At 59.2% G+C, this 25,274-nt stretch carries 29 protein-coding genes; 15 read left to right on the forward strand and 14 right to left on the reverse strand.

Going from position 1 to position 25,274, the window contains the following annotated elements; translation table 11 throughout:
• Positions 1-36: 36 nt before the first annotated feature.
• Positions 37-1,674, reverse strand: a complete 1,638-nt coding sequence (locus tag PMI16_RS02470) for a methyl-accepting chemotaxis protein (protein ID WP_007876070.1) — start codon at positions 1,672-1,674, stop codon at positions 37-39.
• 249 nt (positions 1,675-1,923) lie between these two features.
• Here PMI16_RS02470 and PMI16_RS02475 point away from each other — a divergent pair, with 249 nt between their 5' ends.
• Complete coding sequence (locus PMI16_RS02475; RefSeq protein WP_007876071.1) at positions 1,924-2,556, forward strand: TetR/AcrR family transcriptional regulator C-terminal domain-containing protein; 633 nt, start codon at positions 1,924-1,926, stop codon at positions 2,554-2,556.
• Between the two features lie 63 nt (positions 2,557-2,619).
• Here PMI16_RS02475 and PMI16_RS02480 read toward each other — a convergent pair whose 3' ends face one another.
• Positions 2,620-3,408 carry a siderophore-interacting protein gene (locus PMI16_RS02480; RefSeq protein ID WP_007876073.1) on the reverse strand — a complete coding sequence of 263 codons (789 nt, stop codon included), beginning with the start codon at positions 3,406-3,408 and terminating at the stop codon, positions 2,620-2,622.
• Positions 3,409-3,437: 29 nt separating this feature from the next.
• Entirely contained in the window at positions 3,438-4,265 is an 828-nt protein-coding gene (locus PMI16_RS02485; protein WP_007876075.1) for an oxidoreductase, read from the reverse strand.
• 321 nt (positions 4,266-4,586) lie between these two features.
• Between PMI16_RS02485 and PMI16_RS02490 the strand changes: the two genes are divergently transcribed.
• The gene (locus PMI16_RS02490; protein ID WP_007876077.1) at positions 4,587-5,168 is read left to right on the forward strand and encodes a PadR family transcriptional regulator; all 582 of its coding nucleotides are present in this window, start codon (positions 4,587-4,589) and stop codon (positions 5,166-5,168) included.
• Positions 5,169-5,199: 31 nt separating this feature from the next.
• Complete coding sequence (locus PMI16_RS02495; protein WP_007876079.1) at positions 5,200-5,511, forward strand: DUF3861 domain-containing protein; 312 nt, start codon at positions 5,200-5,202, stop codon at positions 5,509-5,511.
• A gap of 74 nt (positions 5,512-5,585) precedes the next feature.
• Here the strand turns inward: PMI16_RS02495 and sbcB are convergent, their stop codons facing one another.
• The 4 genes from sbcB to PMI16_RS02515 form a co-directional block, all read right to left on the reverse strand.
• The gene (gene sbcB, locus PMI16_RS02500) at positions 5,586-7,031 is read right to left on the reverse strand and encodes an exodeoxyribonuclease I (protein ID WP_007876087.1); all 1,446 of its coding nucleotides are present in this window, start codon (positions 7,029-7,031) and stop codon (positions 5,586-5,588) included.
• 148 nt (positions 7,032-7,179) lie between these two features.
• Positions 7,180-7,836 (reverse strand): hypothetical protein, encoded by a 657-nt coding sequence (locus PMI16_RS02505; RefSeq protein WP_007876089.1) that lies wholly within the window; start codon positions 7,834-7,836, stop codon positions 7,180-7,182.
• Positions 7,837-8,144: 308 nt separating this feature from the next.
• Positions 8,145-8,690, reverse strand: a complete 546-nt coding sequence (locus PMI16_RS02510) for a DUF3828 domain-containing protein (protein WP_007876091.1) — start codon at positions 8,688-8,690, stop codon at positions 8,145-8,147.
• A 268-nt stretch (positions 8,691-8,958) separates the two neighbouring features.
• On the reverse strand, positions 8,959-9,261 hold the full coding sequence (locus tag PMI16_RS02515; RefSeq protein WP_007876093.1) for an antibiotic biosynthesis monooxygenase family protein: 303 nt from the start codon (positions 9,259-9,261) through the stop codon (positions 8,959-8,961).
• A gap of 223 nt (positions 9,262-9,484) precedes the next feature.
• Between PMI16_RS02515 and PMI16_RS02520 the strand changes: the two genes are divergently transcribed.
• The 4 genes from PMI16_RS02520 to PMI16_RS02535 all read left to right on the forward strand — a co-directional run bounded on the left by PMI16_RS02520 (position 9,485) and on the right by PMI16_RS02535 (position 13,235).
• Positions 9,485-10,003, forward strand: a complete 519-nt coding sequence (locus tag PMI16_RS02520) for a hypothetical protein (protein WP_007876095.1) — start codon at positions 9,485-9,487, stop codon at positions 10,001-10,003.
• 333 nt (positions 10,004-10,336) lie between these two features.
• Positions 10,337-11,632 (forward strand): solute carrier family 23 protein, encoded by a 1,296-nt coding sequence (locus tag PMI16_RS02525; RefSeq protein WP_007876096.1) that lies wholly within the window; start codon positions 10,337-10,339, stop codon positions 11,630-11,632.
• 227 nt (positions 11,633-11,859) lie between these two features.
• On the forward strand, positions 11,860-12,096 hold the full coding sequence (locus PMI16_RS02530) for a hypothetical protein (RefSeq protein ID WP_007876097.1): 237 nt from the start codon (positions 11,860-11,862) through the stop codon (positions 12,094-12,096).
• A 125-nt stretch (positions 12,097-12,221) separates the two neighbouring features.
• The gene (locus tag PMI16_RS02535; RefSeq protein WP_007876098.1) at positions 12,222-13,235 is read left to right on the forward strand and encodes a transporter; all 1,014 of its coding nucleotides are present in this window, start codon (positions 12,222-12,224) and stop codon (positions 13,233-13,235) included.
• Between the two features lie 113 nt (positions 13,236-13,348).
• Here the strand turns inward: PMI16_RS02535 and PMI16_RS02540 are convergent, their stop codons facing one another.
• The 4 genes from PMI16_RS02540 to PMI16_RS02555 all read right to left on the reverse strand — a co-directional run bounded on the left by PMI16_RS02540 (position 13,349) and on the right by PMI16_RS02555 (position 16,753).
• Positions 13,349-13,888, reverse strand: a complete 540-nt coding sequence (locus PMI16_RS02540) for a YXWGXW repeat-containing protein (protein ID WP_337469003.1) — start codon at positions 13,886-13,888, stop codon at positions 13,349-13,351.
• Between the two features lie 135 nt (positions 13,889-14,023).
• Positions 14,024-14,533, reverse strand: coding sequence for a DUF1993 domain-containing protein (locus PMI16_RS02545; protein WP_007876102.1), 510 nt, complete (start codon positions 14,531-14,533; stop codon positions 14,024-14,026).
• Between the two features lie 69 nt (positions 14,534-14,602).
• Complete coding sequence (locus tag PMI16_RS02550) at positions 14,603-14,926, reverse strand: hypothetical protein (protein ID WP_007876104.1); 324 nt, start codon at positions 14,924-14,926, stop codon at positions 14,603-14,605.
• Between the two features lie 72 nt (positions 14,927-14,998).
• Positions 14,999-16,753 (reverse strand): glutamine--tRNA ligase/YqeY domain fusion protein, encoded by a 1,755-nt coding sequence (locus tag PMI16_RS02555; RefSeq protein WP_034378979.1) that lies wholly within the window; start codon positions 16,751-16,753, stop codon positions 14,999-15,001.
• Positions 16,754-16,978: 225 nt separating this feature from the next.
• Here PMI16_RS02555 and PMI16_RS26640 point away from each other — a divergent pair, with 225 nt between their 5' ends.
• The 4 genes from PMI16_RS26640 (at position 16,979) to PMI16_RS02570 (ending at position 18,274) form a co-directional block, all read left to right on the forward strand.
• Positions 16,979-17,107, forward strand: coding sequence for a hypothetical protein (locus PMI16_RS26640; RefSeq protein WP_007876107.1), 129 nt, complete (start codon positions 16,979-16,981; stop codon positions 17,105-17,107).
• A gap of 67 nt (positions 17,108-17,174) precedes the next feature.
• Positions 17,175-17,399, forward strand: a complete 225-nt coding sequence (locus PMI16_RS02560) for a hypothetical protein (protein ID WP_157212500.1) — start codon at positions 17,175-17,177, stop codon at positions 17,397-17,399.
• A 24-nt stretch (positions 17,400-17,423) separates the two neighbouring features.
• Positions 17,424-17,627, forward strand: a complete 204-nt coding sequence (locus PMI16_RS02565) for a hypothetical protein (RefSeq protein WP_007876118.1) — start codon at positions 17,424-17,426, stop codon at positions 17,625-17,627.
• Positions 17,628-17,809: 182 nt separating this feature from the next.
• Positions 17,810-18,274 (forward strand): DUF2269 family protein, encoded by a 465-nt coding sequence (locus PMI16_RS02570; protein WP_007876120.1) that lies wholly within the window; start codon positions 17,810-17,812, stop codon positions 18,272-18,274.
• 9 nt (positions 18,275-18,283) lie between these two features.
• On the opposite strand, the gene PMI16_RS02575 is transcribed toward PMI16_RS02570, so the two are convergent.
• From PMI16_RS02575 to PMI16_RS02585, 3 genes are read right to left on the reverse strand one after another with little or no spacing between them, the layout of a single operon-like run.
• Entirely contained in the window at positions 18,284-19,099 is an 816-nt protein-coding gene (locus PMI16_RS02575) for a LytR/AlgR family response regulator transcription factor (protein ID WP_007876122.1), read from the reverse strand.
• 15 nt (positions 19,100-19,114) lie between these two features.
• Positions 19,115-20,209 carry a sensor histidine kinase gene (locus tag PMI16_RS02580; RefSeq protein ID WP_007876124.1) on the reverse strand — a complete coding sequence of 365 codons (1,095 nt, stop codon included), beginning with the start codon at positions 20,207-20,209 and terminating at the stop codon, positions 19,115-19,117.
• Positions 20,206-20,487, reverse strand: coding sequence for a 2TM domain-containing protein (locus PMI16_RS02585; RefSeq protein ID WP_007876126.1), 282 nt, complete (start codon positions 20,485-20,487; stop codon positions 20,206-20,208). The genes PMI16_RS02580 and PMI16_RS02585 overlap by 4 nt, the downstream gene beginning before the upstream one ends.
• A 158-nt stretch (positions 20,488-20,645) precedes the next feature.
• On the opposite strand from PMI16_RS02585, the gene ugpQ reads away from it, so the two are divergent.
• The 4 genes from ugpQ (at position 20,646) to alaS (ending at position 25,259) form a co-directional block, all read left to right on the forward strand.
• A complete protein-coding gene (gene ugpQ / locus PMI16_RS02590; RefSeq protein ID WP_007876127.1) occupies positions 20,646-21,407 on the forward strand; it encodes a glycerophosphodiester phosphodiesterase in 762 nt (253 codons plus the stop codon).
• Positions 21,408-21,452: 45 nt separating this feature from the next.
• Entirely contained in the window at positions 21,453-21,971 is a 519-nt protein-coding gene (locus tag PMI16_RS02595; RefSeq protein WP_007876129.1) for a hypothetical protein, read from the forward strand.
• A 175-nt stretch (positions 21,972-22,146) separates the two neighbouring features.
• A complete protein-coding gene (locus tag PMI16_RS02600) occupies positions 22,147-22,371 on the forward strand; it encodes a hypothetical protein (protein WP_007876131.1) in 225 nt (74 codons plus the stop codon).
• A 263-nt stretch (positions 22,372-22,634) separates the two neighbouring features.
• A complete protein-coding gene (gene alaS / locus PMI16_RS02605) occupies positions 22,635-25,259 on the forward strand; it encodes an alanine--tRNA ligase (protein ID WP_007876132.1) in 2,625 nt (874 codons plus the stop codon).
• The last annotated feature ends 15 nt before the right edge of the window (positions 25,260-25,274 follow it).

A 25,274-nucleotide genomic window follows, 5' to 3' on the forward strand; every position in this document is an offset into this window, starting at 1 on the left:
AGTTTAGTCAATCAACACTTTCACGACATACAGACATTACTCCGGCAGAGCGTGGACTCGGGGAGTGATGTCGACTGTACGTCGAGACGTTGGAAAAGCTTGCGTCGATTCTGCAATGCCGCGGCTATCGAGTTTGAAGACGCTGACTACTTCCGTTAATCTGCCTGCCTGATGCTGCAAAGACTGGGCTGCCGCTGCAGCTTCTTCAACCAAGGCCGCGTTTTGCTGTGTGACCTCGTCCATTTGCGTGATGGCTTTATTGATTTGTTCAATGCCATCACTTTGTTCCTGGCTTGCGGAGCTGATCTCTCCGACGATATCCGTAACACGTTTGACGCTGTTGACGACGTCGCTCATTGTATTGCCGGCCTCTTCGACCAACTTGCTGCCGAGGTCGACCTGCGCCACCGAACTGTCGATAAGAGCCTTGATTTCCTTTGCCGCCGCCGCCGAACGTTGTGCCAGGTTGCGCACTTCTGAAGCAACCACCGCAAAGCCTCGCCCTTGTTCGCCGGCACGGGCAGCTTCCACTGCTGCGTTCAAGGCAAGGATATTGGTTTGGAATGCAATGCCGTCAATGACGCTGATAATGTCCGCGATCTGCCGGGAAGAGCCGTTGATTGAGCCCATGGTGTCGACGACCTTGCCGACCACAATACCGCCGGCGATGGCGACTTCAGAGGCAGAGACAGCCAGCTGATTGGCTTGACGCGCATTATCCGCATTTTGTTTCACGGTTGACGTCAATTCCTCCATGGCGGATGCGGTTTCTTCCAGCGATCCGGCCTGTTGCTCGGTACGGCTGGAAAGATCCAGATTCCCGGAAGCTATCTCGCCGGAAGCCGTGGAAATGGTTTCCGTGCCTGTTCGCACTTGACTGACGATATTGAGCAAGCTGTCGTTCATCTCTTTCAGTGACCGCATCAACTCGCCGGTCTCATCTCGACTGCCGGGTCGAATTTGTGCAGTCAGATCACCCGCAGCGACTTGCTTTGCCACGCCAACGGCTACCGTCAAAGGCGTCGCAATGGCGCGGGCAACGAATACGGCAAGCATGAATCCTGCCGCCAGCGCTCCGATTAATATTCCAACGATCCATATTCTCGCGTTGAGGAAGGTCGCGTTGGCATCGCGTAACGAGGTATCGCTACCGTCGGCGTTGACTTTGGTCAGCTTATCGAAATCGCGCAGCAGTTCAAAATAGACGTTGTTTGATGCACCTAAAAATATCTTCTTGGCGTCATCAACTTTTTTTGCATAAATCAGGTTGACGATCTTTCCATGTTCTGCAAGAAGAACCGCCATCCTTTTTTGCACCTCGGGATAAAGCGCGCGCTCTTCAGGTTCGGATATCTGGGTTTCGTACAGCTTGAGGGCTGCGTTGAGGTCCTTCACAACTTCTTCGGTCCTTTTGCCCAGCGTATCGATGGCAGCCTGATCTTCATCGTATAGCGCCATTTGCGATTCGTTGCTGCGCAAGCGTGCAAGGAGGAGCTTGATGTCGCCAAGCGTCTTGATGCTGGGAAGCCAATTGGTCGCCATTTCCGTCGAGGCGTCGTTGACTTTTTGAAGTTGCACGATGGAAAAAATCCCCAGGATTGCTGTTAATAGCAACACGCAGCTAAACGACAGCAACAGCTTTTTTGCGATCTTGAGATTAAAGAACCACTTCATTATTTCTCCCTGTGAAGATCATCGATCACTGTAAAAACTTGCAGCACCCCAAACATCTGAGCGAACCATATCTGTTCGCAGGAAACTTGGCGTAACAAGAAGTTTCGTTTTTTAACGACTTTTATTGCTAACCACATCCCTGTCAAACGCGCTCAGGGCGAAGCCAACGTACAGAGTTGTCGAGATGGGGCAGGAGTTGTTCGAGTGCTACACTAACGTCGTTAGTTAAAACTTCAACGAGAAAATCTTATGGGAATCCAGCGTGATCAAGTCATTGCCACCGCGTTGTCCCTGCTGGAAAAAGACGGTCTTGAAGGCCTGAGCATGCGCAAGTTGGCTCAGGCTTTGCAGATTCAGGCGCCGTCACTGTACTGGCATTTCGACAGCAAGCAGGCCCTGATCGATGGCATGGCAGATGCGCTGGTTCAAGATGTCGCGCGGGACATCGCGTCCACCCAGGACTGGGATGCGACCCTTCGGCAAGTGGCCGGCGAGCTTCGTCAGGCCTTGCGGGCGCACAGGGACGGGGCGCGTGTTTTTGCCGGGACCTATGTGGTGACGGACAATGTGATGCGCACGGGCGAGGCCATGATTGGTGCTTGCGTCCAGGCCGGCGCGGACACGGCCCTGGCCACTACCACGGCTTTCAGCGTGCTGTACTACGTCCTGGGCTTGGTGATGGAAGAACAGGCGCTCGGCCCGGAAGGGGGCATTGACATCGCCGCGCGGAAAGCCGCTTTCGTGACGCTGGCCAAGGAAAAGTATCCGCAGAGTCTGGCGGCGCGTGACGTGATGTTCGATACCGACTTCGACGCGAGATTTGCGACGGGACTGGAATTGCTCGTGGCCGGACTGAAGTCGAAGTTGCGTGGAGCTGGGTAGTCTGCCCGGCTGGACCCGGCCGATGATGGCGATATCGCTGCGTCGTCCTCCGGCGCGAGCGCATCAGTCGAGTCCCTTCCGGCCAGGCGCCCAATGCACCTTGGCGACGATCCGGTTCGAGAGTACGTTGAGCGTCTTCAGTTGGCGTCGCATGCGTTGGATGAATGCACTGCGACCGGTGAGGACAAACGCGCAGTCTTGTGCCGCCCACGCACGCAGGTGCGAGTCCGCCTGGACCAGGTGGGCATCGTCGGGTGCGCGCGACAGCAATGCAACGGCCTCCAATCCGAGCGCTTGCAGGACCTGTTCGGCTTCTTCGACCGAGGCGACCTCGAACACATGGCGAGGCGCCACAGCACCTCCTGCATGCAGCGCCGCCTCCCGCAAGGAAACCGCCTGGCCGAACGAGGTCTCATCGCCCAGCAACACCAGCGGTGCGGGCAAGGAGGCCAGCGTCAAGGCGTTGCGTGGGCCGAACACCTGACACGTATCGCCGGAGGCCACCGTGTCGCCCCACCTGCCGCCAGGGCCGGCATCGTCGTGCGTATAGACGAGAATCGACGCGGTGCCGCGTGACTGGTCCCAGCGAACAGGGGTGTAGGTGCGGGAGGTCAGGCCCTGGCCCACCAGAATCTGGAGCTTCTGGCCGCATGTGAAAGCGGCTGTCTTGAAGGCATCGCTGTGCAGTTCGAGCAAGCGAAAGCGATGGGACAGCGGTTGTACCGACGTGACGGTAGCGCTGTGCATGAACCAACGGATCAGCGTTCTGGCAACCGGACCTGCCGTCACGGCCGACGCAGTGCGCCGGCTCGCCGACACAAGGTCATCGATATCGACATCACGTTCATGCATGGGAGTAGGCTCCGATCGAGAATTCAACGTCAGGCTGCCATGTTCTGGGCGGCGCAGGATACTTCCTCCCACTGCTTCCAGACAGCCACCCGGTCGGCATAGGTGCGTGCCGCGATGTCGACGGCATTGGCCCCGAGCAGGATGCGCAACGGCGGTTCCTTCGCATCAACCACCTCCAGAATGGCCCCGGCAGTGGCCGCGGGATCGCCCAAGGTCCGATTGCCCATCGCAGCGGCAAGTTGGGTACGCAGACCGGCATAGGCTTCCAGCTTGCTGGTGTGTTGCGCGGAACTGCCGCGCCAGTCGGTGTCGTAGCCGGCGGGTTCGATCAGCGTCACCTTGATGCCGAAATCCGCGACCTCTTTGGACAGCGTCTCGCATAATCCTTCGAGCGCCCATTTGGACGCGCAGTACACACTGGCGGTCGGGAAGGTCGTGATGGCGCCGATGCTGGATACCGTCAGGATGTGCCCCGCGCCTTGTGCACGCAAGATCGGCAACGCCGCCTGCATTCCCCAAAGGGCGCCGAAGAAGTTCGTTTCCAGTTGCGCGCGCGCCTGCGCCTCCGTGGTTTCTTCCAGCGTGCCGACCAGCCCGTAACCGGCATTGTTAATCACTACGTCCAACCGGCCGAAATGGCGATGCGCTTGGGCGACAGCGGCAAAGACGGCATCACGATCCGTCACGTCCAGCGCCAGGGTCAGCACGCGATCGCCGTAAGTCGCGCCAAGGTCGCGCAGATTGTCCAGGGTTCGCGCGGTTGCGACGACCTTGTCGCCACGCTGTAACGCGGCTTGCGCCCAGGTGCGGCCAAAGCCGCGTGAAGCACCGGTGATGAACCAAATTTTTGCAGTCATGGGTATTCGAGCCTTGTACGGGCCGACTGGGTCGGCAGGTTGATAAGCCAGTGATCGGGAGAAGACGGTTGCTGACAATGACGCGGTATTTGAAAGTCAAACCTAACACTGGTAGTCTTTTGCGAATTATAGACTTACAGTGTTAGGTGTCAAGACCTCGCTGCGGGAGCTTGGGCCCTGGCGCCCCCGATCCGCGTGGTGAGCGCAGGTCATTGTTGCTTCCCGAGCATCGTTGACAGCAAAATAAATTCCTGGATAAGTATTGACTTAGTAATTTCTAAGATATATCTTATAAAACGTCTTAACCAAGAAAGGAACATCATGTTCGGACGTTTTATCGGTGGCCACCACGGCCCCACGCATCATCGCCATGAACGAGCGCATCACGGCGGCGGATTGTTTGACGAAGGCGGCCGCGGTCGCGGCGGCAGGGAAGGCGGACGCGGTCCGCGCATGTTCGAGCAGGGCAGCCTGCGTCTGGTGATTCTGCATTTGCTGCAGGACAAGCCTCGTCACGGCTATGAAGTCATCAAAGCCATCGAGGTGCTGGTCGGCGGCGATTACAGCCCGAGCCCGGGTGTGATCTACCCGACGCTGACGTTGCTGGAAGAACTGGGATATGCCGCGGTGGAAGCGGAAAACGGCGGCAAGAAGCTGTATCGCGTGACTGCGGAAGGCGTGGATTTTCTGGACCAGAACAAGGAAGCGCTGGACGTCGTGCTGCAGCGTCTGGAAATCAAGCAGCGCGCCAGCGGCACCGACGCGCCGGAACTGCGCCGCGCTATCCAGAATTTCAAAATGGCATTGCACACGCGACTGGGCAAGGGCGAACTCGACCAGCAGCAATTGCACGCGATCATCGACATCATCGACCGCGCCGCCGTCGCCATCGAACGCGCCTGATCCATTCATTGACGAAACGAAAGGAGCAGCAATGAGAGAACATCGTTATCGCATCACCATGGAACATCTGGCCACGACCTCGGAAAGCCAGACGCAGCATGCGCCGCTGCAATTTGAAACCGGCAATCACGACGATATTTTCCACATCGTCGACAGGCTCGCGAGCAAGAATCAGTTTGACGCCGACACCAGCGCCTCGCTGGCGGTAGGGCTCAAACTGTTCGCCGAAGTCATGCTGAAAAACCGCAAGCATCCCTTGTTTGAAGACATCCAACTGCCGTTGCGCGACTTCATCGGCAAACTCAAAGCGCTGCCGGCGACAGGCGACGCATCGTCGCAATAAACCGACGCCATGTCGTTACAGAGGACACACCCAGTCATGCAGCCAGGCCGTGTTCTGTCGTCGAATACGTCCGATCAGGACCGTTCCGGCGCAATCATTTCTGCATAGTCATACAGCGCGCCGAGGATTTCCTCGCCGCGCTCATCCACGCTTTCGGACAACTGGTCGATCTGTTCGAACAGCGCGTCCAGAGTGCGCGCCCCGCCTTCGCCGTCGAACAGGCGCGCGGCGCGATGGGCTTCCCAGCGTTGCGTTTCTTCTGCCGACAGCGTGTCGGGGAAGTTGCGCGCGCGATAGCGGAACAGCAATTCTTCCAGCCTGACATCGTCGAACGTGATGCGCGTCTGCGCCGCTTGTGCCAATTGTTGCGGCGACAGCGCGCGCAATTGCGTCAGCTGGCGGCGGTCGTTGTTGCCGACGAAGCCGCCGTACAAATCTTCGTCCACGTCCGGCGCGGCTTCCTTGGGACGCTGGAACACCTTGGCCCAGACCGCGCCCATTTCGGGCAAGGCTGCCGCGGCGGCAGCGTTTTGCAACGCGGCGTCGATGTCGAGACCGAACTCGGCGGCGCGCGCCGCAGTGAGCGTTTTCAGGCTGGAGATCACCATCGGCGACTTGTTCAGGTGGATGGTCTTGACCGGCAGGCGCGAGACGCCTTCGGGCAGGTCGTCGGTCTTGCTGAACATGCGCGTGCGGATCGTGTCGACGTCCAGTCCGGTCAGTTCGCCGGGATCGCGGCTCAGGTCCCAGGCGATGATTTCGTTCTTGTTGGTCGGATGCGTGCCCAGCGGCCACATCACGGCGAGGCAACCCTGCGCGGCGGGGAACATGCCGGACACATGCAGGAAGGGCTTGGGTGTCGGCAAACCGATTTCGGCGGCGACGCGGTCTTTCTTGTGCAGGGCCAGACAGAAGTCGAACAGGCGCGGCTGCTTTTCCTTGATCAGGCGCGCAAAGGCGATGGTCGCTCGCACATCGGACAATGCATCGTGGGCTGCTTCGTGGGCAATGCCGTTTTGCTTGGTCAGATGTTCGAGTTTGAAGCTGGGCGTGACGCCGTCTTCCTTCTTCGGCCACGCGATGCCTTCGGGACGCAAGGCATAGGTGGTGCGCACCACGTCCAGCAGATCCCAGCGGCCGCAATTGTTTTGCCACTCGCGCGCATACGGATCGATCAGGTTGCGCCAGAACATGAAGCGCGTGATCTCGTCGTCGAAGCGGATTGTGTTGTAGCCGACGCCGATGGTGCCGGGTTCTGACATGGCCTGTTCGATCTGCGCGGCGAACTGGTATTCGGGGATGCCGCGTTCAAGACAGTCTTGCGGCGTGATGTGGGTGATCAGGCAGGACTGCGGATCGGGCACGAAATCCGGCGCCGGTTTGCAGTAGATCATGATCGGGTCGCCGATCTCGTTGAGTTCGGCATCGGTGCGGATCGCGGCGAACTGCGCCGGGCGATCGCGGCGCGCCTGGGCGCCGAAGGTTTCGTAGTCATGCCAGAGGAAGGTGTGATTGGACATCGTGACAGTGAAGAGTCGGTGATTGCTGAGCAATGGGTGATGAGCGGCGAGGCGCGGCCGAAGCCGGCCGGGACACCGCGATTTTAACCGACGATCGCCGTCACGCGAAGATTGCTGCCGATCGCGTGGCGATTCTGGATGATGAGTTCTACTGAACGATGCGTCGTTCGTTCTTGCTGAGGATCGCCTGCAGGTTCTTTTGCAGGTCGCCCTGATGCATGCCGCTGTTGGCGCTGCCGCCGCCGTATTCGATGTTGTCGATGACCCAGCCGCGCGCATCGCGTGCGAGCACGACGCGGTCGACCGACTTGAACGGCGATTGCAGTTTGGCGTCGCTGTAGATCACTTCGACCGAGCAGGTGCTGTTGTTTTCCTTGACCTCGCAGCCGAGCACGCGATAGGTCGAGGCGCCTTTGGGATGCGTGGTGAACAGGTCGCCGTCGACCAGCGGCGGGGCCTGATTATCGGTCTGCGCCAGATGCGCTTCTTCGGCCACCGAGACGTCCTTGAGCAGGTCGAACAAGGGTACCGACAAGAAGTGGCGGAAGGTGATCAGCTCTTTGAGCGATAGCGCGCCGACAGGGCGGTTGGATTGATGGGTCTGGTAGAAACTGTTGACCAGGTCCTTGGCCTCTTGTTCGCGGCTGGCGCTGCAGCCTGCAATCAGCAGGCTTGCTGCAAGGATCAGAATATTGCCGAATTGCTTCACGATCTTTTTCTCCCCGGCCTGGTCGTCTTCGTCGTTGGCGGCGGCGTTGCCGTGATGACCGACGACGCGGATGTCTGTCCGGATAACCAGGTCCATTGTTTGCTTGTTTTATTGTCGTATTGTCATGGTGTCGATGTCTTCGGATTGCAGATTGCCATGAGGAAATACATCCGACATGATAAATCAACCGCGATCAAACTGCTCTGGTCATCGCGCGCCCGGATTGCAGCGTCCGTCTGTTGCGGTATCTATCCTACCTCAGCGCGTCGGCGCTGCCGACAGGGAGATTATCGGAAGAAGTTGCGGATTTCTTCAACGCATTTCTCCAATATGTTCAGCTGTGTCTTCGCTGAGGGAACGCGATGTATCGTCGCCGGCCGCGAAGGCGGTCCGGCGATCGGGAGTCAGTTGTAGTCCTGCACGATGCTGCCCAGCGTGTCGGTCAGGTATTCGCGTTGAGAAGACTGGCCGCTGCCAAGAAACTCGATGTCGTCGATGCGCCATTGATTGTTCTCCTTGATCAGCAACAACTTGTCCTTCCAGTTTTCGTCGCCGCCGCCATTAGCGCCGGCGTGGCGGAATTTCACCTGGCAGGAGGCGCGGTTGTCTTCGCTCTCGCAACTATCCACCTTGAACGAGGTGGCGCCTTCGAACAGCGACGTGAACAGGTCGCCGTCCACCAGCGGTGGCACCGGTTGTTCGGCGGCGGCGTGATATTTGACTTCGGTTTCCGACGCCTTGCTCAGCAAGGCGAACAGCGCCTGCGAGAGGAAGGGTTGCAGTTGCTTGAGTTCGTCGGCATTGGGAATGCCGGGCGTGTGCGTCTTCAGGTGCTGTTGGTAAAACCCGGAAATCACCTGCTCCTGCAAGTGCGTATCGTCCGGCGGCTCGCTGCAGGCCGTCGCACAGGCGACGATGAACAACGCGGCGATGCGGGTAAAAATCTTCATGCAATAAGGTCCGGGTAAATCAGTGATGAGAGTTCGCGATGATGTACATGCCGGGATGCGTCAATGGCAACTGCAACGCCGGGTCATGTCAGAGTAGCCCACGCATAATGCGTTCCCGCATGTTGCCGTATGGGATCGTCATTGCGGCAGGATGATGACCTGCTGCAATGACGGGATTGTGACAACAGCAAATGCGGCGCCGGAGCGGTTGCGCTCTATCGATCGAGTGCAACCAGACGGCGATATTCTCTCGATCTTGCTGCTATTTTTATGTCGATTCGGTCAACAGGGCAAAGTGTTCGACATGCGGCGCGCTGGCGAAGAAGGGGCCGACGATGCCGCGCCATTCGGTGAAGGCCGGCGATTCGCGGAAATCGACGGTGTGGTTTTCCAGCGTCGCCCAGTACACCATCAACAGATAACGTTCCGGCGCTTCCACGCCTTTTTGCACCTTGTGACCGAGATAACCCTTGGCCTTGGAAATGGTCTGCGCGATGCCGCGCTGGATGGCTTCGTCGAATTCAGCTTGTTTGCCTGGTTGAATGCGGATGTCGGCAAGTTCCAGAATCATTGTTGTCTCCGTAGGGATGGAAAAGCGGGTCTCGATTATTGCATTTTCCCGCCGGCATTGCGTGACTCGTCCCGCCCCGTCGCGCATGCCGCATGAAAAGCCTTCAAGCCGGACCTGTACTTTATTGTGCAAATGACTATGCTGAAAGCAGAGGGGCCTGCACCGCCGGTCCTGGCTTTCCCATGTCGCGGCGGTTGGTGGCGCCTTGCTCAAGGAGGCGATCATGTTAGGCAGACAAAGGCTGTACTTCATGCTGCCGGATATTTCCAGTGCGCGCAGCATGCTCGATGAACTCTTGCTGGCGCGCATCGAAATCCGGCGCATTCATTTCTGGGCGCGCGACGGCGACTTGCCGGACGACATGCCCGATGCGACTTTCTTCCACAAGACCGACCTCACGCACGGCGCCGAAATGGGACTGCTGGCCGGCGGCCTGATGGGCCTGGCGGGCGGTTTGTGGCTGGTGTTGTTTCCGCCCGAGTGGGTGCAGCTCAACATGTTTGCCGTGCTGGTCACCACCGTCGTCGGTGCGGTGCTGGGCAGTTGGATGTCGGGCATGGCGGCGGCTGCGATTCCCAATTCGCGGCTGAAAAACTTTCATGCGGATATTGCAGCCGGCAAGGTGTTGTTGCTGGTCGACGTGCCGTTCAAGCGCATTGAGGCGATTGAGGAGCTGATTGCCAGCCGCCATCCCGAAGCCAGCTTCAAGGGTATCGAGCCGCATATTCCGGTTTTCCCCTGACAGAGGTTCACGTCAGCCGGCGCACCGCTTTGCCGGTGCGCTTTTTTTTATCGCTGATCGGATGCCGGTGCGCGCCGATGGCGATTGTCGGCGCATGCCAAATTGGGGCAGGCGATGCCCCATGCCGGCAAATCTGCACCGCGAAAAAGCAGCGCCGGCGGTATCCGTAAATTTTTTATCCATTTCGGTCGTTTCCACCTTGCAGGCAATTGTTATTTTTGCCGCCTCTCAATACACTAGCTCCCGGTCATCCAATAACAAGGCGTGCCGCCGTCTATTCGATTCATGAGATTTGTCAGGCGGCGCGTTCCAATAACATCCGGAAGGAAACTCATGGCAGGTTCTTATTTTCCACAGTGGCGCGTACGCAGCAGCACCTCCGACGGACAAGGTCAGGTCATCGCAACCGATGAACGCTTGCCGATGCCGCAGACCGTCGCCATGGGTGTGCAGCATGTGGTGGCGATGTTCGGTTCGACCGTGCTGGCGCCGTTGCTGATGGGTTTCGATCCCAATCTGGCGATCCTGATGTCGGGTGTCGGCACCTTGTTGTTCTTCCTGCTGGTGGGCGGCCGCGTGCCGAGCTACCTGGGTTCCAGTTTCGCCTTCATCGGTCTGGTGATTGCCGTCACCGGCTATGCGGGACATGGCCCCAACATCAATCTCGGCGTCGCGCTGGGCGGCATCGTCGCGTGCGGGGTGGTGTACACGCTGATCGGTTTCCTCGTCGGCGCCATCGGCACGCGCTGGATCGAGAGCCTGATGCCGCCGGTGGTCACCGGCTCGGTGGTCGCGGTGATCGGCCTGAATCTGGCGCCGATCGCGGTCAAGGGCGTGACCGGCAATAACTTCGATGCATGGATGGCGCTGGGCACGGTGTTGTGCGTCGGCCTGGTGGCGGTGTTCACGCGCGGCATGGTGCAGCGCCTGCTGATCCTGATCGGCTTGCTGCTGGCCTATGTGATTTACGCGATCCTGACCAACGGCGCCGGCCTGGGCAAACCGATTGATTTCAGCAGCGTCGCCAATGCCGCCTGGTTCGGCATTCCGACGTTTGCGACGCCGGTGTTCAAGATGGAGGCGATGGCCTTGCTGGCGCCGGTCGCCGTCATCCTGGTGGCGGAGAATCTCGGCCACATCAAGGCGGTCAGCGCCATGACCGGCCAGAATCTCGACAAGTACATGGGACGCGCCTTCATCGGCGACGGCCTGGCGACGATATTGTCGGGCAGCGTCGGCGGCACGGGCGTGACGACTTATGCGGAAAACATCGGTGTCATGGCGGTCACCAAGATCTACTCGACGCTGGTGTTCGTGGTGGCGGCGGTGATTGCGATCGTGCTGGGCTTTTCGCCCAAGTTCGGCGCGGTGATCCTGACGATTCCCGGCGCGGTGCTGGGCGGCGTGTCGATCGTGGTGTTCGGCCTGATCACCGTGTCCGGCGCGCGCATCTGGGTGGAGAACAAGGTCGACTTTTCCAACAACACCAACCTGATCGTGGCGGCGGTGACGCTGGTGCTGGGCGCGGGCGACTTCACGCTGAAGCTGGGCGGTTTCGCCCTGGGCGGCATCGGTACCGCCACCTTCGGCGCGATCATTTTGTACGCGTTGTTGAAAAAGCGGGGCTGATGACATCCTGTGGTCATAAAAACGCGGCCTAATGGTCGCGTTTTCATGTTATTCATGTTGCTCAAGGGAATTTTGTCAGATTTCCATTGAGCAATTTTTATCGACTTACTATACTCATGCGTTGCAGTCGCATTGCATCTGATCGGACCCGGGAAGGGGACTGGCGATGCGTAGTGGCGATTGCGGCAATGTCGGCCGCCATTACTCAAAAAACAGGAATACGCCGTATGAATACCGTTCTCAAACACTCCCTCGCACTGCTGTGTATCGCCGCGCCGTTGCTGTCCGGCTGCGACGCCTTTGCCGGCAAGAAGGACTACGCCTATTTCCGCCAGCATATCGATGAGGCCAAGTCGGTTTCCGACCAGTGCCAGATGAACGGCACCTCCGGCATGGAGAAGGATCAGATTGCACAATGCGGTGCGGCACGCGACGCCTACGCCAATCGCAACTACAATTATTGATGCTGTTGTGACATCGGAAACCGGCAGGCGGTCTGCAGGTGACGGTCGGTCTGCAGGCGATTTGTCACAAAATTGTCAAAGTCGATCGGTAAAATCCGGCGTTTCCTTGTGGAGTACGCTGCGCCATGCATAATCCCCCAGAAACGCCTCAAGCCTTACATCTGCTCTACGAGCCTGCGGGGTTTATCTGTGCATTTCGTTTCGACGAAGGACGCGCCACGCCTTTGAAATGGCATGAAATCCTGGCCAACAAGGTCGCTTCTCCCGCGTTCAGTTGGCTGCACGTCAAGACCGCCGACGTCAAGGTGCGCCACTGGATGGAAAACAGCGACGAGATTCCCGAGCATATCGCGGAATTTCTTGTGAGCAGCGATACCCATCCCTGCCTGCACACCACCGCCAACGGCGCCTACGGCACGCTGGCCGATCTCAAGATGGAAATCGGCGACACCGGCACCGAAAAGGGCGCGCTGCATTTTTTCCTCGACGGCAACCGCCTGCTGACCTTGCGCACGCAACCGCTGTGTTCGACCAACATGCTGCGCCAGAAGGTGCTCGACGGCGCGCTGTTCGACAACCCGATGGAATTGTTCGCCGAGTTGCTGCGCTGCCTGGCGGACGGCTTCGATGCGCGCGTCGCCTCGCTCAACGACAAGGTGGACGACATCGAAGAGTCGGTGCTGTCCGATCGTCGACCGGAAGACCGTGCCGAGCTTAGTGCAATCCGTCGTCAGTTGGCGGAATTGCGACGCCACATCACGCCGGAGCGGCGCCTGCTGAGCCAGCTCAATCGCCTGCGTCCGGCCTGGGTGCCGACCGCCGCGCTGGAGGAACTCAACCACGCGCTCGATGAACTCAATGAGTTGCACCTGACCCTGGAAGCGCTGTACGAACGCGCCAAACTGCTGCAGGAAGAAATCGCTTCGCAGATGTCGGAGCAGATGAACCGCAACCTGATGGCCTTGTCGATTCTGACCGCGTTGCTGATGCCTGCCACGCTGGTGTCGGGTATCTTCGGGATGAACGTAGCCGGCTTGCCGGGGTTGCATGACGAAGCCTCGTTCACCATGGTGATGTGGGTGATGATCGGCCTCGGCGCAGCCACGGTCGGTTTGCTGAAGTGGCTGAAGATCTGGTGATCACCAGTCGTTTCTAGGAGTCATACTGACGCCACGTCGGAGAGGCGCACAAAGCGTTGTGGCGCGCTTTGTGCAGTCGTCAGACGACAGGTTGTCGGTCGACGATACCCGGATCAGCAATTTCCCTTTTTCGCCTGCCCCGGTGGGCAATGATAGCGCGGTCCGTCGTCACGATCGTCGTTGTCATGTTCGCGATGTCGTTCTTCACCCCGGCGCCAGCCACCGCGATGCAGTTCCCATCCACGTGGCCCTTCACGCCATTCGGGGCGGTCGTATTCATAGCCGCGGCGCATGCGTTCCCAGTGTCCCTGCACCCATACATGGCGATACCCATCCCAGTTCCAGTATCCGGGTGCCCATATATAACCACCGCGTGGCGGAGGAGGGGCTTCATAGCGTGGCGCAGGTGGAGGTACGCCGATATTGATGGCGACGCTGACTTGTGCCGCAACCGGGCCGGACAAGAGTGCCGTGAGGCAGCCGAGGACGAGTGCGGAAGCGTAGAAAAAGCGTTTCATCTGGTGACCTTTTTTCGATTCTGGGAGAGTCGCACTATACAGAGAATTTTTCGTTCGCCAACGGATGATGCATTTGATTACATTTGAAATTGCTTCTTCCTCAAGCAGATTTTGCTGAGGCATCAGCGGAAACAAGCATGCTCATTTTAGCTCCGGAGCAGGTCCACCCATCAAAAAAAATCCTTCCGCAAATAATGACGGAAGGATTCTCGATATTCCACACTCCATTCGAAGGCCCGACGTAAACAGCGGGCGCTTTCTGCTGAAAGATCAGTACGTGCCGATGTAATCGCCCTTGCCGATTTCCACGCCGTTGTGGCGGAAGATGTCGTAAGCGGTGGTGACGTGGAAGAAGAAATGTTGCACGCCGTAGTGCAGCAGGTAGGCTTCGCCGGTGAAACGCTTTTCTTTCGGCGTACCGGGACGCAGCACGATCTCGCGGCCTGCGGCGCCTTCGAATTGTTCCGGCTTGAGGCCGTCGATGAAGGCGATGGTCTTGTCCAGGCGCGCCTGGAGGTCGGCGAAGCTGGCTTCGTTGTCTTCGTACGGCGGCACTTCCACATTGGCCAGACGCGCAGGCACGCCCTTGGCGAAGTCGGCGGCGATTTGCACCTGACGGGTCAGGTTCAGCATGTCCGGGAACAGGCGGGCCTTGAGGAAAACATCGGCGTCGATGCTTTTGGCGGTGGCGTGCGCTTCCGCCTTTTTGAGGATGTCCTTGAGCGCGTTCAGTGCTTGCTTGAAAACGGGGACGGACGCAGCGTAGTAAGAGATGGTCATGATTTTCCTTTGGTGTATTTCCGGTATGCGCGTGGCGCGCGTACGCAGGTGAGGCAGTCGTGCTTTGAATTATGAATATTTCTGGAATTCGCTTTTTTGAAATTCAATTTCTAGCGGTCGGAATTTGGAGTACAGCCACAGGCCGCAGGCGAACAGCGTGCCGAGGAAGCCGGTGAAGATCAGCGCCAGCATGATGCCGACGAAAGGCGAGGCGATCAGTCCCATCAGACCGGTCAGATGCTGGCCGTTCCAGACGATGGTTTCGGCGCCGAAGAAGGCGAACAGGCCCATCAGGATGGAGATCGGCACCATCGAGAAACCCGAGGCGATCGCCAGGATCTTGTAGACCGTGCCGAAGGAGAAGCGCTTGATTTCCATTGTTTCAAACATCATTGACCCGCATAAAAATGCCGGCGCTGTATATGCAGTGATGCAGTGCCGGCGTGAAGAACATGGATGGAAGTATTACTTTGCGACCCAACTGTCTTTCAGCGTCACCGCACGATTGAATACCGGTTTGCCCGCCACTGAATCGACGCGGTCGGCAACGAAGTAGCCATGGCGTTCGAACTGATAGATCGCGCCGGCTTCGGCGGTCTTCAGCGTCGGTTCCAGGTAGGCGGTGATGATTTCCTTCGAGTTCGGATTCAGGGCCAGCTTGAAATCCTTGCCGCCGGCGTCCGGATGCGCGTCGGTGAAGAGGCGGTCGTACAGGCGCACTTCAGCCTCCAGCGCATGGTCGGCGCTGACCCAGTGCAGGTTGCCCTTGACCTTGTAGTTGGCGCTGCCCGGCGTGCCGCTCTTGCTGTCCTCGAAGTAGTTGCAATGCACGGCGATGACGTTGCCGTCCGCATCCTTGTCGCAACCGGTGCATTCGACCACATAGCCGTAACGCAGGCGCACCTTGTTGCCCGGGAACAGGCGGAAATAACCCTTGGTCGGCACTTCCATGAAGTCTTCCTGTTCGATCCACAAATCTTTGGTGATCGGGAACAGGCGGTGCTCGCTGTCATGCAGCGGGTGGGCGGGAGGATAGACCGGCGCGCTGCATTCGACGCTTTGGCCTGCGGGGAAATTGTCGATGATCAGCTTCAGCGGACGCAGTACGGCGACGGCGCGCGGCGCCTTCGGGTCGAGGTCGTCGCGCAGCGCGCCTTCGAGGATGCTGTAGTCGATCCAGCTGTTGTTCTTGGAGGCGCCGGTACGGTCGCACATCAGGCGGATCGCTTCCGGCGTGTAGCCGCGGCGGCGCAGGCCGACGATGGTGGGCATGCGCGGATCGTCCCAGCCGCTGACGATTTTTTCATCGACCAGTTGTTTCAGCTTGCGCTTGCTGGTGATGATGTAGGTCAGGTTCAGGCGCGCGAATTCGTATTGATGCGGCAGCGGCTTCTTGAAGAAACCTTCTTCGGCCAGGCGCTCCAGCACCCAGTCGTAGAACGGGCGCTGGTCTTCGAACTCCAGCGTGCAGATCGAGTGGCTGATGTTTTCCAGCGCGTCTTCGATCGGGTGCGCGTAGCTGTACATCGGATACACGCACCACTTGTCGCCGGTATTGTGGTGGGTGGCGTGGCGGATGCGGTAGATGGCCGGATCGCGCAAATTCATGTTGGGGCTGGCCATGTCTATCCTGGCGCGCAGGATCAGCGTGCCGTCGGCATGTTTGCCGTCGCGCATTTCTTCGAACAGGCGCAGCGATTCGTCGGCCGGGCGGTTGCGCCACGGCGAATCGGTGCCGGGTTCGGTCAGCGTGCCGCGGGTTTCGCGCATCTGGTCGGCGTTTTGTTCATCGACGTAGGCCAGGCCCTTGCGGATCAGCGCCTGCGCGCCGGCGTACATGACGTCGAAGTAATTGCTGGCGTAGTACAGGTGCGGCTGGCCGTTGTGGTCCCAGTCGAAGCCCAGCCATTTGACCGAGTCGATGATGGTGTCGACGTATTCCTGGTCTTCCTTCTCCGGATTGGTGTCGTCGAAGCGCAGGTGGCAGCGGCCGTTATAGTCGCGCGCCAGTCCGAAATTGAGGCAGATCGACTTGGCGTGGCCGATGTGCAGGTAGCCGTTGGGTTCGGGCGGAAAGCGGGTCACGACCTGCGGCAGGGCCTGGCCCTGCTTGTCGCTGCGATCGGCATAGGCGCCGGAAACGAGGTCGGCTTCGATGATGCCGCGCAGGAAATTGGTGGATGGTGCCGGGGTGTGACCGTTTTTCAGTTCGTTGCTCATGGATGCTTTGTGGGAGGCATATTTTATATAGACGGACATTTTACCGCAGCGCGCCAACATTGAATGGGTTTCCCGGCGGCTATGGAGGCAGGCGGCGGGACGATTCGTCCAAATTGCAGTGGAAATAATTGATTACACCTGATACGGATGGGAATTACCTCGTCTTTCGCTTTGCGCGCAAGCTGTGCTTCATCGTCAGATTTTGACAAATCCAGGGAGAACGTCATGAAGAAACTCATCAAACTCGCCATCGCCGGCGTGCTTGTCGCCACCACCTTGTCTGCCTGCATTGTCGTGCCGGTCGGACCGCCGCATGGCGGCTATTATCGCCATGATCCCTACTATGGACGTTAACCGCAACGCTACGGCATGGAAGTAATACAGCAAGTTATTCACAAGGGAGTCCATAATGAAAACGAACATGAAAAAAATACTCACGGCGCTAGCCATCACTACATCGGCGTTTGCCGCTGTTGCGGCGCATGCCGACGAACCCGGTCGCCATCCTTTCTATGCGCATGCCAAGGCAGATCTGGATCAGGCCCGATGGCTGATCGATCATCGTCCCGGCGATAACTGGCAAATGGGGCGCAGCGAGCAGGCTGCCCTGCGCGAAATCGATCTGGCTGAGCGTGATGTAATGTAACTGGGCCTGGACGTGGGCAAGGACATGTTCCGCCCTGAACGCGCCGATGTGCATCCTGACCGCCGCGGCCGCCTGCACGATGCTGTGGCGACGCTGGAGAAGGCGCATCAGGATCTGGCGCATGAAGAAGACGATCCACGCGTGCGCGGCTTGCAGCGCGATGCCTTGCGTCATGTCGACGTTGCCTTGCACGCGACCAGAGAGGCCATTCGCGACGCCGGTTACTAAGCGTTCGCTGTGAAGATGCCCGCCGGTTGATGATTGACTATCGGCCGGCGGGCATTTTTCTTTTCCGAACATCGCCTCTGAACGGCATTTCGTCCTGAACCCGGAGCGTTTCGTCGCATTCCGCTTGGTGTGTAGAGCGGGACCGGCGACACTGGCCTCCTGTTTTCATCCGGAGGATAGTCATGTCACCCAGTCTGCTCAAGACCTTGCACCTGCTCGGCGTTGTTCTCTTTCTCGGCAACATCATCGTCACCGCATTTTGGAAAATCATGGCCGATCGCACGCGCGATCTGGCCGTGATCCGTTTCGCCGTGCGCACGACCAACTGGGCCGACGTGGTGTTTACATTCGGCGGCATCTTGGTGTTGGGGGCTGCGGGCCATGCGATGGTGGCGTTGGAAGACGGCTTGACGCCATCCGGCTGGCTGCGCTGGGCCTATGGCCTGTTCGCCGTCACCGGTTTGCTGTGGGTTGGCATCCTGATTCCGGTGCAAAGGGCGCAGGCGCGTTTGCTGCATCCCTTGCCGCGCGAAGCGGAGATCCCGGCGCGTTATTGGCGGCTGGCGGCGATCTGGGCCGTGGCCGGCTCGGTGGCGACTTTGTTGCCGCTGGCGATTCTGTATCTGATGACGGTCAAGCCGATATGACCTCCATGCCTACATTTGTTTGAACAAATGCGTGAAGAGGCGGCTGACGGCCAGCGTTTCCGGACGCGAGCGCAGCCGCAGCGACAATTTTCCGGCTTCGTCGCGCTGCGCCGATTGCACCTGCGCGATACGCACGATGGTGCCGCGATGGATTTGCCAGAAGACGTCGGGATCCAGCTGCGGAATCAGCTCCTTGAGGCTGGTGCGGATCAGCGATTCGCTGTCGGCGGTGACGACGTTGACGTACTTGTCGGTGGCCTCGAAATAAATCACTTCTTCGATCGGAATCAGCTTGATCTGATTGCCGACGGCTGCGCGTATCATGCGCAGTCGCTCCTGCGCTGCGGGCGCCGGCGCGAGGGTTGGTGCGATGCCGCGCAACTGTTGCAGCACGCGTTCCAGTTCGCTCCCGGGGTTGCCGGACTTGCCGCTTCGGTCCAGCCGGGCTTGCAGGCGTTCCACGGTTTTCGCCAGCCGTTCGTCGTTGGCGGGCTTGAGTACATAATCGATGGCGGCGTGTTCGAAAGCTTGCACGGCGTAGTCGTCGTAAGCCGTGACGAACACCAGCAGCGGAAACGGACGCTGTTCCGGCCATTCTTCCGCCAGTTCGCGCGCCGCTTCCAATCCGCTTTTACCGGGCATTTTGATGTCGAGGAAAACGACGTCCGGTTGCGTCGCCAGCGCATGCTCCACCGCTTCGATGCCGTTGGCGGCGAAGCCGACGATCTCCAGTTCTGGCCACAGGCGTTGCAGGCTGGCGGACAAGGCCGTCGCCAGCAGGACTTCGTCTTCGGCAATCAGGGCGCGGGCTGGGAGTGAGGTCATCGCGGATGGTCTTGATTATCGGGTTGGATCGGGATACAGCGCAGCCATGGGAATGGTGATCTGCGCTACGGCGCCTTCGGGGATATTGTGCGTGAGCGTCAATTCCGCCAGCGGGCCGTACAGGGCGTCGAGGCGGGCGCGGATATTTTCCAGGCCGAGATGGGTGCTGTCGGGTTTGTTGTAGCTGGTGGAGGTATTGAGTCCCATGCCGGTGTCGAACACGCTCACGATCAGCATGCCGTCATGGACGGTCACGCGCACGGTGCAGTCGCCGCCTTCCACCTTGGGTTCGAGACCGTGGCGAATGGCGTTCTCGACCAGCGGTTGCAGCAGCATCGGCGCGATCGGCGTGGGCCTGAGTTCATCCGGCAGCTGCAGGCTGTAGGTCAGGCGCAGCCCCATGCGCAGCGACATCAGGCCGAGATAGGCCTTGGTCAGTTCGAACTCCTGCCCCATCGTGGTCTGGGCGCTGCGCGAGGTCGACAACGTGGCGCGCAGGTAGTGGATCAGTTGGTCCAGCATTTGCTGGGCGCGGATGGGTTCGGTGGAAATCAGGGTTTGCAGCGTCGCCAGCGTGTTGAACAGCATGTGTGGTTCGATCTGCGCCTGCAGCATTTGCAGCTGCGCCTGGACGGCTTGTTTTTCGATGACGACGTTGCGGGCTTCCAGCGCCGCCATTTTTTCGCGATTCCAGTAAAACAGCGTGGCGCCGACGCAGACCAGCAGGATCAGGACGATGACGCCGATGGTGTTGTTGGCCTGGCCCAGCGCGAGTAATTCAACCGGTCGTCCGATCAGGGTGCCGGCGATCACGTTGCCGATGAAAAAGGACAACGGCGCGAAAATCAACAGCATGAGGAAGAAGCCGGGCTTGTTCGGTTCATCCTTGCCCCATAACAAAATACGGCCGCAGTCGATCAGCATCATGGCGGTGGTGCCGATGCACATCGAGAACACCAGATTCTCCACAAAGCCGGCACCGATGCGCATGAGGTAAGTGACCACCACTGCGCACAACAGGTTGATGACCATGGTCGGCACCAGGCTGCGTAGCAGTTCCGGTGCGATGAGGGGTAAGCGTGAAGCGATGGTTGTTGCGTTCGTGGTCATTGCCGGTGATTTTTCAATTCCTGTTCGATCATGCGTTGTTTCCATGCCGGAGGTACCTGCATGAATACTTTCAAGCCGTGAAATAGTAACCCGATTCCCCATCCCAGTAACGGCGCCGCCGCCCAGAACGGCTTGTGCGTCTGCAGCAGGTTCAGTGTGATCAGGCCGGCGTTGACGATGAGGTAGACGCCGAGATGGGAGAAGAAACGAAGCTTGCGCTCGATGCGCCGGGTGGCGTTGAGCAGGGCCGAATCGGACGATGGCAGGGAAGTGGACATGACGGTTTCCTCGTTGCGGGTATGGCGGCATGATGTATCACCCGCTTTGGCGGCGACAGCAGTTTGCGACGAAGCGTCAACATCGGCGGACGAAGTGCTGCCAAGTTGTGCGCCTCGGCATAGAATGGCGGCAATAAATTTTTTGTCCGGAGAAAAACATGTGGCCTTACCCGAAAGTTGCAGCACATCGCGGCGGCGGCACGCTGGCGCCGGAAAATACGCTGGCGGCGTTTCGCTGCGGCATGGAATACGGTTTCAGGGCGGTCGAATTCGACGTCATGCTGACCAGCGACGAGCAGGCCATCCTGATGCACGACGCCTCGTTCGGCCGCACCTTGCCGGGCGAGGGCAAGATCGCGGAGCACACGCTGCAGGATTTGCAGAAACTCGACGCCGGTGGTTGGCACAGCCCGAAATATGCCGGCGAGCCGGTCTGCACGTTGGCGCAGGTGCTGGAGTTCTGCCGCGGCAACGGCATCTGGATGAATATCGAAATCAAGCCTGCCGGCGACGCCTATGCGGTGCGCACCGGCGAAGTTGCCGGAGAAGCAGTCGCGCGTTTCTTTGCCGACGAAATCGCCGCGCATGTGCCGGGGCGGAACGACCGCAGCCTGCCGCTGTTTTCGTCGTTCTCTTTCGATGCGCTGATGGCGGCCAAACGGAGCGCGCCGGGGATTCCGCGCGGCTTCCTGGTCGACCGGATTCCCGTTGACTGGGAACAGCGTTTGCAGGCGCTGGATGCGGTGGCGCTGCATACCAGCCACAAGAATTTGACGCCGGAACTGGCGCAGGCGGTCAAACAGGCGGGATATGGTTTATTCTGCTACACCGTCAACGAACCGGCGCGCGCGGAAGAAATTCTGGGCTGGGGCGTGGACGGATTTTGTACCGACCGTATCGACCTGATCGGCCCGGCATAAAAAAGAAAAACGGTAAAAACGAAAAACAGAGGGAAGCAAGGAATCATGAAAATCAAGGGCATGCTCCGCATGCTGGCGGCCACGGCGGCCATCGCCATTGCGATCACCGGCAACGCCGGCGCACAGCAGGGAAATCAGGGAAGCGGCCAGCAAAAATACACCGATGACGCCATCGTCCGTGATCTGAAGGCCGGCAAGCTGACCGTGCGCGAAGCGCAAATCCTGCAGGACAGGCGTGATCGCGCGGAGGCAAAAACAACGCCCAAGGCGACTGCTCCCGCAGATGCCTCGAAATCGATCGCAAAGAAGGCGCATGCCGCCAAACCGGTAAAACCGGGTAAAGCCGTCAAGAAAAAAAGCAAGGCGCCCGTCAAGCATCTGACCAGCCCGCATGCTAAACATGGTCAGCATGCGCCGAAAGGCAAGGCGGCTGCCAAGCCGCATCACGCGGCAGCGGTGAAGGAAGAACCGGGTAAGGCAAGCGGGCCGGCAAAGAAGAAAGACAAGACTGCCACCAAGAAGCCGGAGCCAGTCCGCAAAACTGCGGTGAAATACATCAGGTAATTCCTGAATAGACGGAGCCTGCGCAACGCTTAAAATGTGTCAACGCGAATCGAAAGCACAGCGTTAAACACGCACAGGTGGTCGTATGTCAGAACGGATTCGCCGAAATGACGTGGCGAATTCTGGATAACAAATCGTCAGCGCACTTGTGATGAACCAACTTAAGAGGAAAAAGATGAAACTGAATAAATTACTGGCAGCAGTCCTGGTCGCCGCTTTCGCAATGCCTGTCCTGGCTCAGAACGTTCCTGCAGCAGCCCCGGCGGCTCCGGCTGCAAGCGCACCGGCAGCAGCGCCGGCAGCAAAGCCTGCCAAGCACAAGAAACACGCCAAAAAGCACAAAAAGCACAAGAAACACGCCAAGAAGAGCAAGAACGGCAAGCTGTATCAAGGCGCCTGATTTACCGGAGGGGGTTTTAGCCACGCAAGCCGTGATGGGGCCAGGTCGGAAAGCAACGAGACCGGTCTGATTCAGATTGCAGGTTGACATCACCATTAACCCGTTTGGAGCGATCCGAACGGGTTTTTTTGCGTCCGTATTTGCGTTTGCACATGGAGACATGCGGCAGGCGCGCCGCAGACCATGATTGTGATAGGGCTTATCACGTATAATCATCGGTTCGCAACATCTTTCTTGCACCGTTTTCTTTACAGTCCTCGAACATGAACTCAGCCGAAATCCGCGACAAGTTTTTGAAATTCTTTGAATCCAAGGGACATACCGTCGTCCGTTCGTCCAGCCTGGTGCCGGGCAACGACCCGACCTTGTTATTTACCAATTCCGGTATGGTGCAGTTCAAGGATGTGTTCCTCGGCACCGACAAGCGCAATTACGTGCGCGCCACTTCGGTGCAGCGCTGCCTGCGCGCCGGCGGCAAGCACAATGACCTTGAAAACGTCGGTTATACCGCGCGTCACCACACTTTCTTCGAAATGCTGGGCAACTGGTCTTTCGGCGACTATTTCAAGCACGATTCGCTGGTCTGGGCCTGGGAGCTGCTGACCAAGGTCTACGGCCTGCCGGCTGAAAAGCTGTGGGCGACCGTCTATGAAACCGACGACGAAGCCTACGACATCTGGCACAAGGTGATCGGCCTGCCGAAAGAGCGCATCGTGCGCATCGGCGACAACAAGGGCGCGCCTTACGCCTCCGACAACTTCTGGCAGATGGCCGACACCGGTCCGTGCGGTCCTTGTTCGGAAATTTTCTACGACCATGGTCCCGACGTCTGGGGCGGTCCTCCGGGCAGCCCGGAGCAGGACGGCGACCGCTACATCGAAATCTGGAACAACGTGTTCATGCAGTTCGACCGCCAGATCGATCCCAAGACCGGCGAAGCCACGCTGACGCCGCTGCCGGCGCCTTGCGTCGACACCGGCATGGGGCTGGAGCGTCTGGCTGCGATCCTGCAGCACGTGCACAGCAATTACGAGATCGACCTGTTCCAGCGCCTGATCAAGGCTGCGGCACGCGAAACCAACGTCACCGATCTGGAAAACAATTCGCTGAAGGTCATCGCCGACCACATCCGCGCGACGTCCTTCCTGATCGTCGACGGCGTGATTCCCGGCAACGAAGGTCGCGGCTATGTGCTGCGCCGTATCATCCGTCGCGCGCTGCGTCATGGCCACAAGCTGGGCCAGACCCAGCCGTTCTTCTACAAGCTGGTCAAGGATCTGGTCGCCGAAATGGGCGCCGCTTATCCGGAACTGCCGGAAGCCGCCTCGCGCGTCGAACAAGTCCTCAAGCAGGAAGAAGAACGTTTCGGCGAAACGCTGGAACACGGCATGAAGATCCTCGAAGCAGCACTGGCCAAGAACGCCGCCAAGCTCGACGGCGAAACCGCCTTCACGCTGTACGACACCTACGGCTTTCCGCTGGACCTGACTGCCGACATCTGCCGCGAGCGCAATGTCGAACTGGACGAAGCCGGTTTTGCCACCGCCATGGAACGCCAGAAATCGACGGCCCGCGCCGCCGGTAAATTCAAGATGGCTGCCGGTATCGAATACAGCGGCGACAAGACCAAGTTCGTCGGTTACGACGCGCTGGCGCAGCAATCCAAGGTGGTTGCCTTGTACGTCGACGGCAGCGCCGTCACCAAGATCGACGCCGGCCAGGACGCCATCGTCGTGCTCGACACGACGCCGTTCTACGCCGAGTCCGGCGGCCAGGCAGGTGATGCCGGGGTGCTGGAATCGTCGGGCGCATTGTTTGCCGTGGCCGACACGCAAAAGATCCAGCCGGAAGTGTTCGGCCATCACGGCAACCTGATCAGGGGTTCGCTGTCGGTGGGCGATGCCGTGGAAGCCAAGGTCGATGCGGAGCAACGCGCGCAAACGATGCGCAACCATTCGGCGACCCACCTGATGCACAAGGCGTTGCGCGAAGTGCTGGGCAGCCACGTGGCGCAAAAGGGTTCGCTGGTCGACGCCGACAAGACGCGTTTCGACTTCAGCCACAATGCACCGGTCACCGCTGAAGAAATCCGCCGCGTCGAAGAAATCGTCAATCGCGAAATCCTCGCCAACGCCGCTACCGAAGCCAGATTGATGGGCTTCGACGATGCCGTCGGCGCAGGCGCGATGGCCCTGTTCGGCGAGAAGTATGGCGACGAAGTGCGTGTGTTGTCGATCGGCTCTTCGCGTGAACTGTGCGGCGGTACGCACGTGTCGCGCACCGGCGATATCGGCCTGTTCAAGATCGTGGCCGAAGGCGGCGTGGCGGCAGGTATCCGTCGCGTTGAAGCCGTCACCGGCGAAAACGCGCTGGCCCTGGTGCAGTCGCTCAGCAACCGCGTCAACGAAGCTGCGGCGGCATTGAAAGCGCAGCCGGAAGAATTGATTGCGCGTATTGCTCAAGTGCAAGATCACGTCAAGTCGCTGGAAAAGGAATTGACTGCACTGAAATCGAAACTGGCGTCCAATCAAGGCGACGAGTTGCTGACGCAAGCGGTCGACGTCAACGGCATCAAGGTGCTGGCTGCTACGCTGGAAGGCGCCGACGTCACCGCGCTGCGCGAAACCATGGACAAGCTGAAAGACAAGCTCAAGACCGCCGCTATCGTGCTGGCTTCGGTCAAGGACGGCAAGGTCAGCCTGATTGCGGGCGTGACTGCCGATGCAACGGCCAAGGTCAAGGCCGGCGAACTGGTCAACTTTGTCGCGCAACAGGTCGGCGGCAAGGGTGGCGGACGTCCCGACATGGCGCAAGCCGGCGGCACCGATCCCAGCGGCTTGCCGAAGGCGCTCGCAGGCGTCGCGGCCTGGGTCGGCGACAAAGCTTAACCGACCAGGCAGCAT

The sequence above is a fragment of the Herbaspirillum sp. CF444 genome, assembly GCF_000282135.1.
Lineage (GTDB): Bacteria > Pseudomonadota > Gammaproteobacteria > Burkholderiales > Burkholderiaceae_D > Herbaspirillum.

Excerpts from the sequence above, each read along its gene's own strand:
- PMI16_RS02470 (WP_007876070.1), bottom strand. The coding sequence starts at position 1,674 with ATGAAGTGGTTCTTTAATCTCAAGATCGCAAAAAAGCTGTTGCTGTCG.
- ugpQ (WP_007876127.1), top strand. The coding sequence starts at position 20,646 with ATGTGGCCTTACCCGAAAGTTGCAGCACATCGCGGCGGCGGCACGCTG.
- PMI16_RS02570 (WP_007876120.1), top strand. The coding sequence starts at position 17,810 with ATGTCACCCAGTCTGCTCAAGACCTTGCACCTGCTCGGCGTTGTTCTC.
- PMI16_RS02495 (WP_007876079.1), top strand. The coding sequence starts at position 5,200 with ATGAGAGAACATCGTTATCGCATCACCATGGAACATCTGGCCACGACC.
- PMI16_RS02530 (WP_007876097.1), top strand. The coding sequence starts at position 11,860 with ATGAATACCGTTCTCAAACACTCCCTCGCACTGCTGTGTATCGCCGCG.
- PMI16_RS02550 (WP_007876104.1), bottom strand. The coding sequence starts at position 14,926 with ATGATGTTTGAAACAATGGAAATCAAGCGCTTCTCCTTCGGCACGGTC.
- PMI16_RS02515 (WP_007876093.1), bottom strand. The coding sequence starts at position 9,261 with ATGATTCTGGAACTTGCCGACATCCGCATTCAACCAGGCAAACAAGCT.
- alaS (WP_007876132.1), top strand. The coding sequence starts at position 22,635 with ATGAACTCAGCCGAAATCCGCGACAAGTTTTTGAAATTCTTTGAATCC.
- PMI16_RS02585 (WP_007876126.1), bottom strand. The coding sequence starts at position 20,487 with ATGTCCACTTCCCTGCCATCGTCCGATTCGGCCCTGCTCAACGCCACC.
- PMI16_RS02575 (WP_007876122.1), bottom strand. The coding sequence starts at position 19,099 with ATGACCTCACTCCCAGCCCGCGCCCTGATTGCCGAAGACGAAGTCCTG.
- PMI16_RS02520 (WP_007876095.1), top strand. The coding sequence starts at position 9,485 with ATGTTAGGCAGACAAAGGCTGTACTTCATGCTGCCGGATATTTCCAGT.
- PMI16_RS02600 (WP_007876131.1), top strand. The coding sequence starts at position 22,147 with ATGAAACTGAATAAATTACTGGCAGCAGTCCTGGTCGCCGCTTTCGCA.
- PMI16_RS02480 (WP_007876073.1), bottom strand. The coding sequence starts at position 3,408 with ATGCATGAACGTGATGTCGATATCGATGACCTTGTGTCGGCGAGCCGG.
- PMI16_RS02545 (WP_007876102.1), bottom strand. The coding sequence starts at position 14,533 with ATGACCATCTCTTACTACGCTGCGTCCGTCCCCGTTTTCAAGCAAGCA.
- PMI16_RS02485 (WP_007876075.1), bottom strand. The coding sequence starts at position 4,265 with ATGACTGCAAAAATTTGGTTCATCACCGGTGCTTCACGCGGCTTTGGC.
- PMI16_RS02475 (WP_007876071.1), top strand. The coding sequence starts at position 1,924 with ATGGGAATCCAGCGTGATCAAGTCATTGCCACCGCGTTGTCCCTGCTG.
- PMI16_RS02505 (WP_007876089.1), bottom strand. The coding sequence starts at position 7,836 with ATGGACCTGGTTATCCGGACAGACATCCGCGTCGTCGGTCATCACGGC.
- PMI16_RS02560 (WP_157212500.1), top strand. The coding sequence starts at position 17,175 with ATGAAAAAAATACTCACGGCGCTAGCCATCACTACATCGGCGTTTGCC.
- PMI16_RS02510 (WP_007876091.1), bottom strand. The coding sequence starts at position 8,690 with ATGAAGATTTTTACCCGCATCGCCGCGTTGTTCATCGTCGCCTGTGCG.
- PMI16_RS02525 (WP_007876096.1), top strand. The coding sequence starts at position 10,337 with ATGGCAGGTTCTTATTTTCCACAGTGGCGCGTACGCAGCAGCACCTCC.
- PMI16_RS02580 (WP_007876124.1), bottom strand. The coding sequence starts at position 20,209 with ATGACCACGAACGCAACAACCATCGCTTCACGCTTACCCCTCATCGCA.
- PMI16_RS02555 (WP_034378979.1), bottom strand. The coding sequence starts at position 16,753 with ATGAGCAACGAACTGAAAAACGGTCACACCCCGGCACCATCCACCAAT.
- PMI16_RS02535 (WP_007876098.1), top strand. The coding sequence starts at position 12,222 with ATGCATAATCCCCCAGAAACGCCTCAAGCCTTACATCTGCTCTACGAG.
- PMI16_RS02490 (WP_007876077.1), top strand. The coding sequence starts at position 4,587 with ATGTTCGGACGTTTTATCGGTGGCCACCACGGCCCCACGCATCATCGC.
- PMI16_RS02595 (WP_007876129.1), top strand. The coding sequence starts at position 21,453 with ATGAAAATCAAGGGCATGCTCCGCATGCTGGCGGCCACGGCGGCCATC.
- sbcB (WP_007876087.1), bottom strand. The coding sequence starts at position 7,031 with ATGTCCAATCACACCTTCCTCTGGCATGACTACGAAACCTTCGGCGCC.
- PMI16_RS26640 (WP_007876107.1), top strand. The coding sequence starts at position 16,979 with ATGAAGAAACTCATCAAACTCGCCATCGCCGGCGTGCTTGTCGCCACC.
- PMI16_RS02565 (WP_007876118.1), top strand. The coding sequence starts at position 17,424 with ATGTTCCGCCCTGAACGCGCCGATGTGCATCCTGACCGCCGCGGCCGC.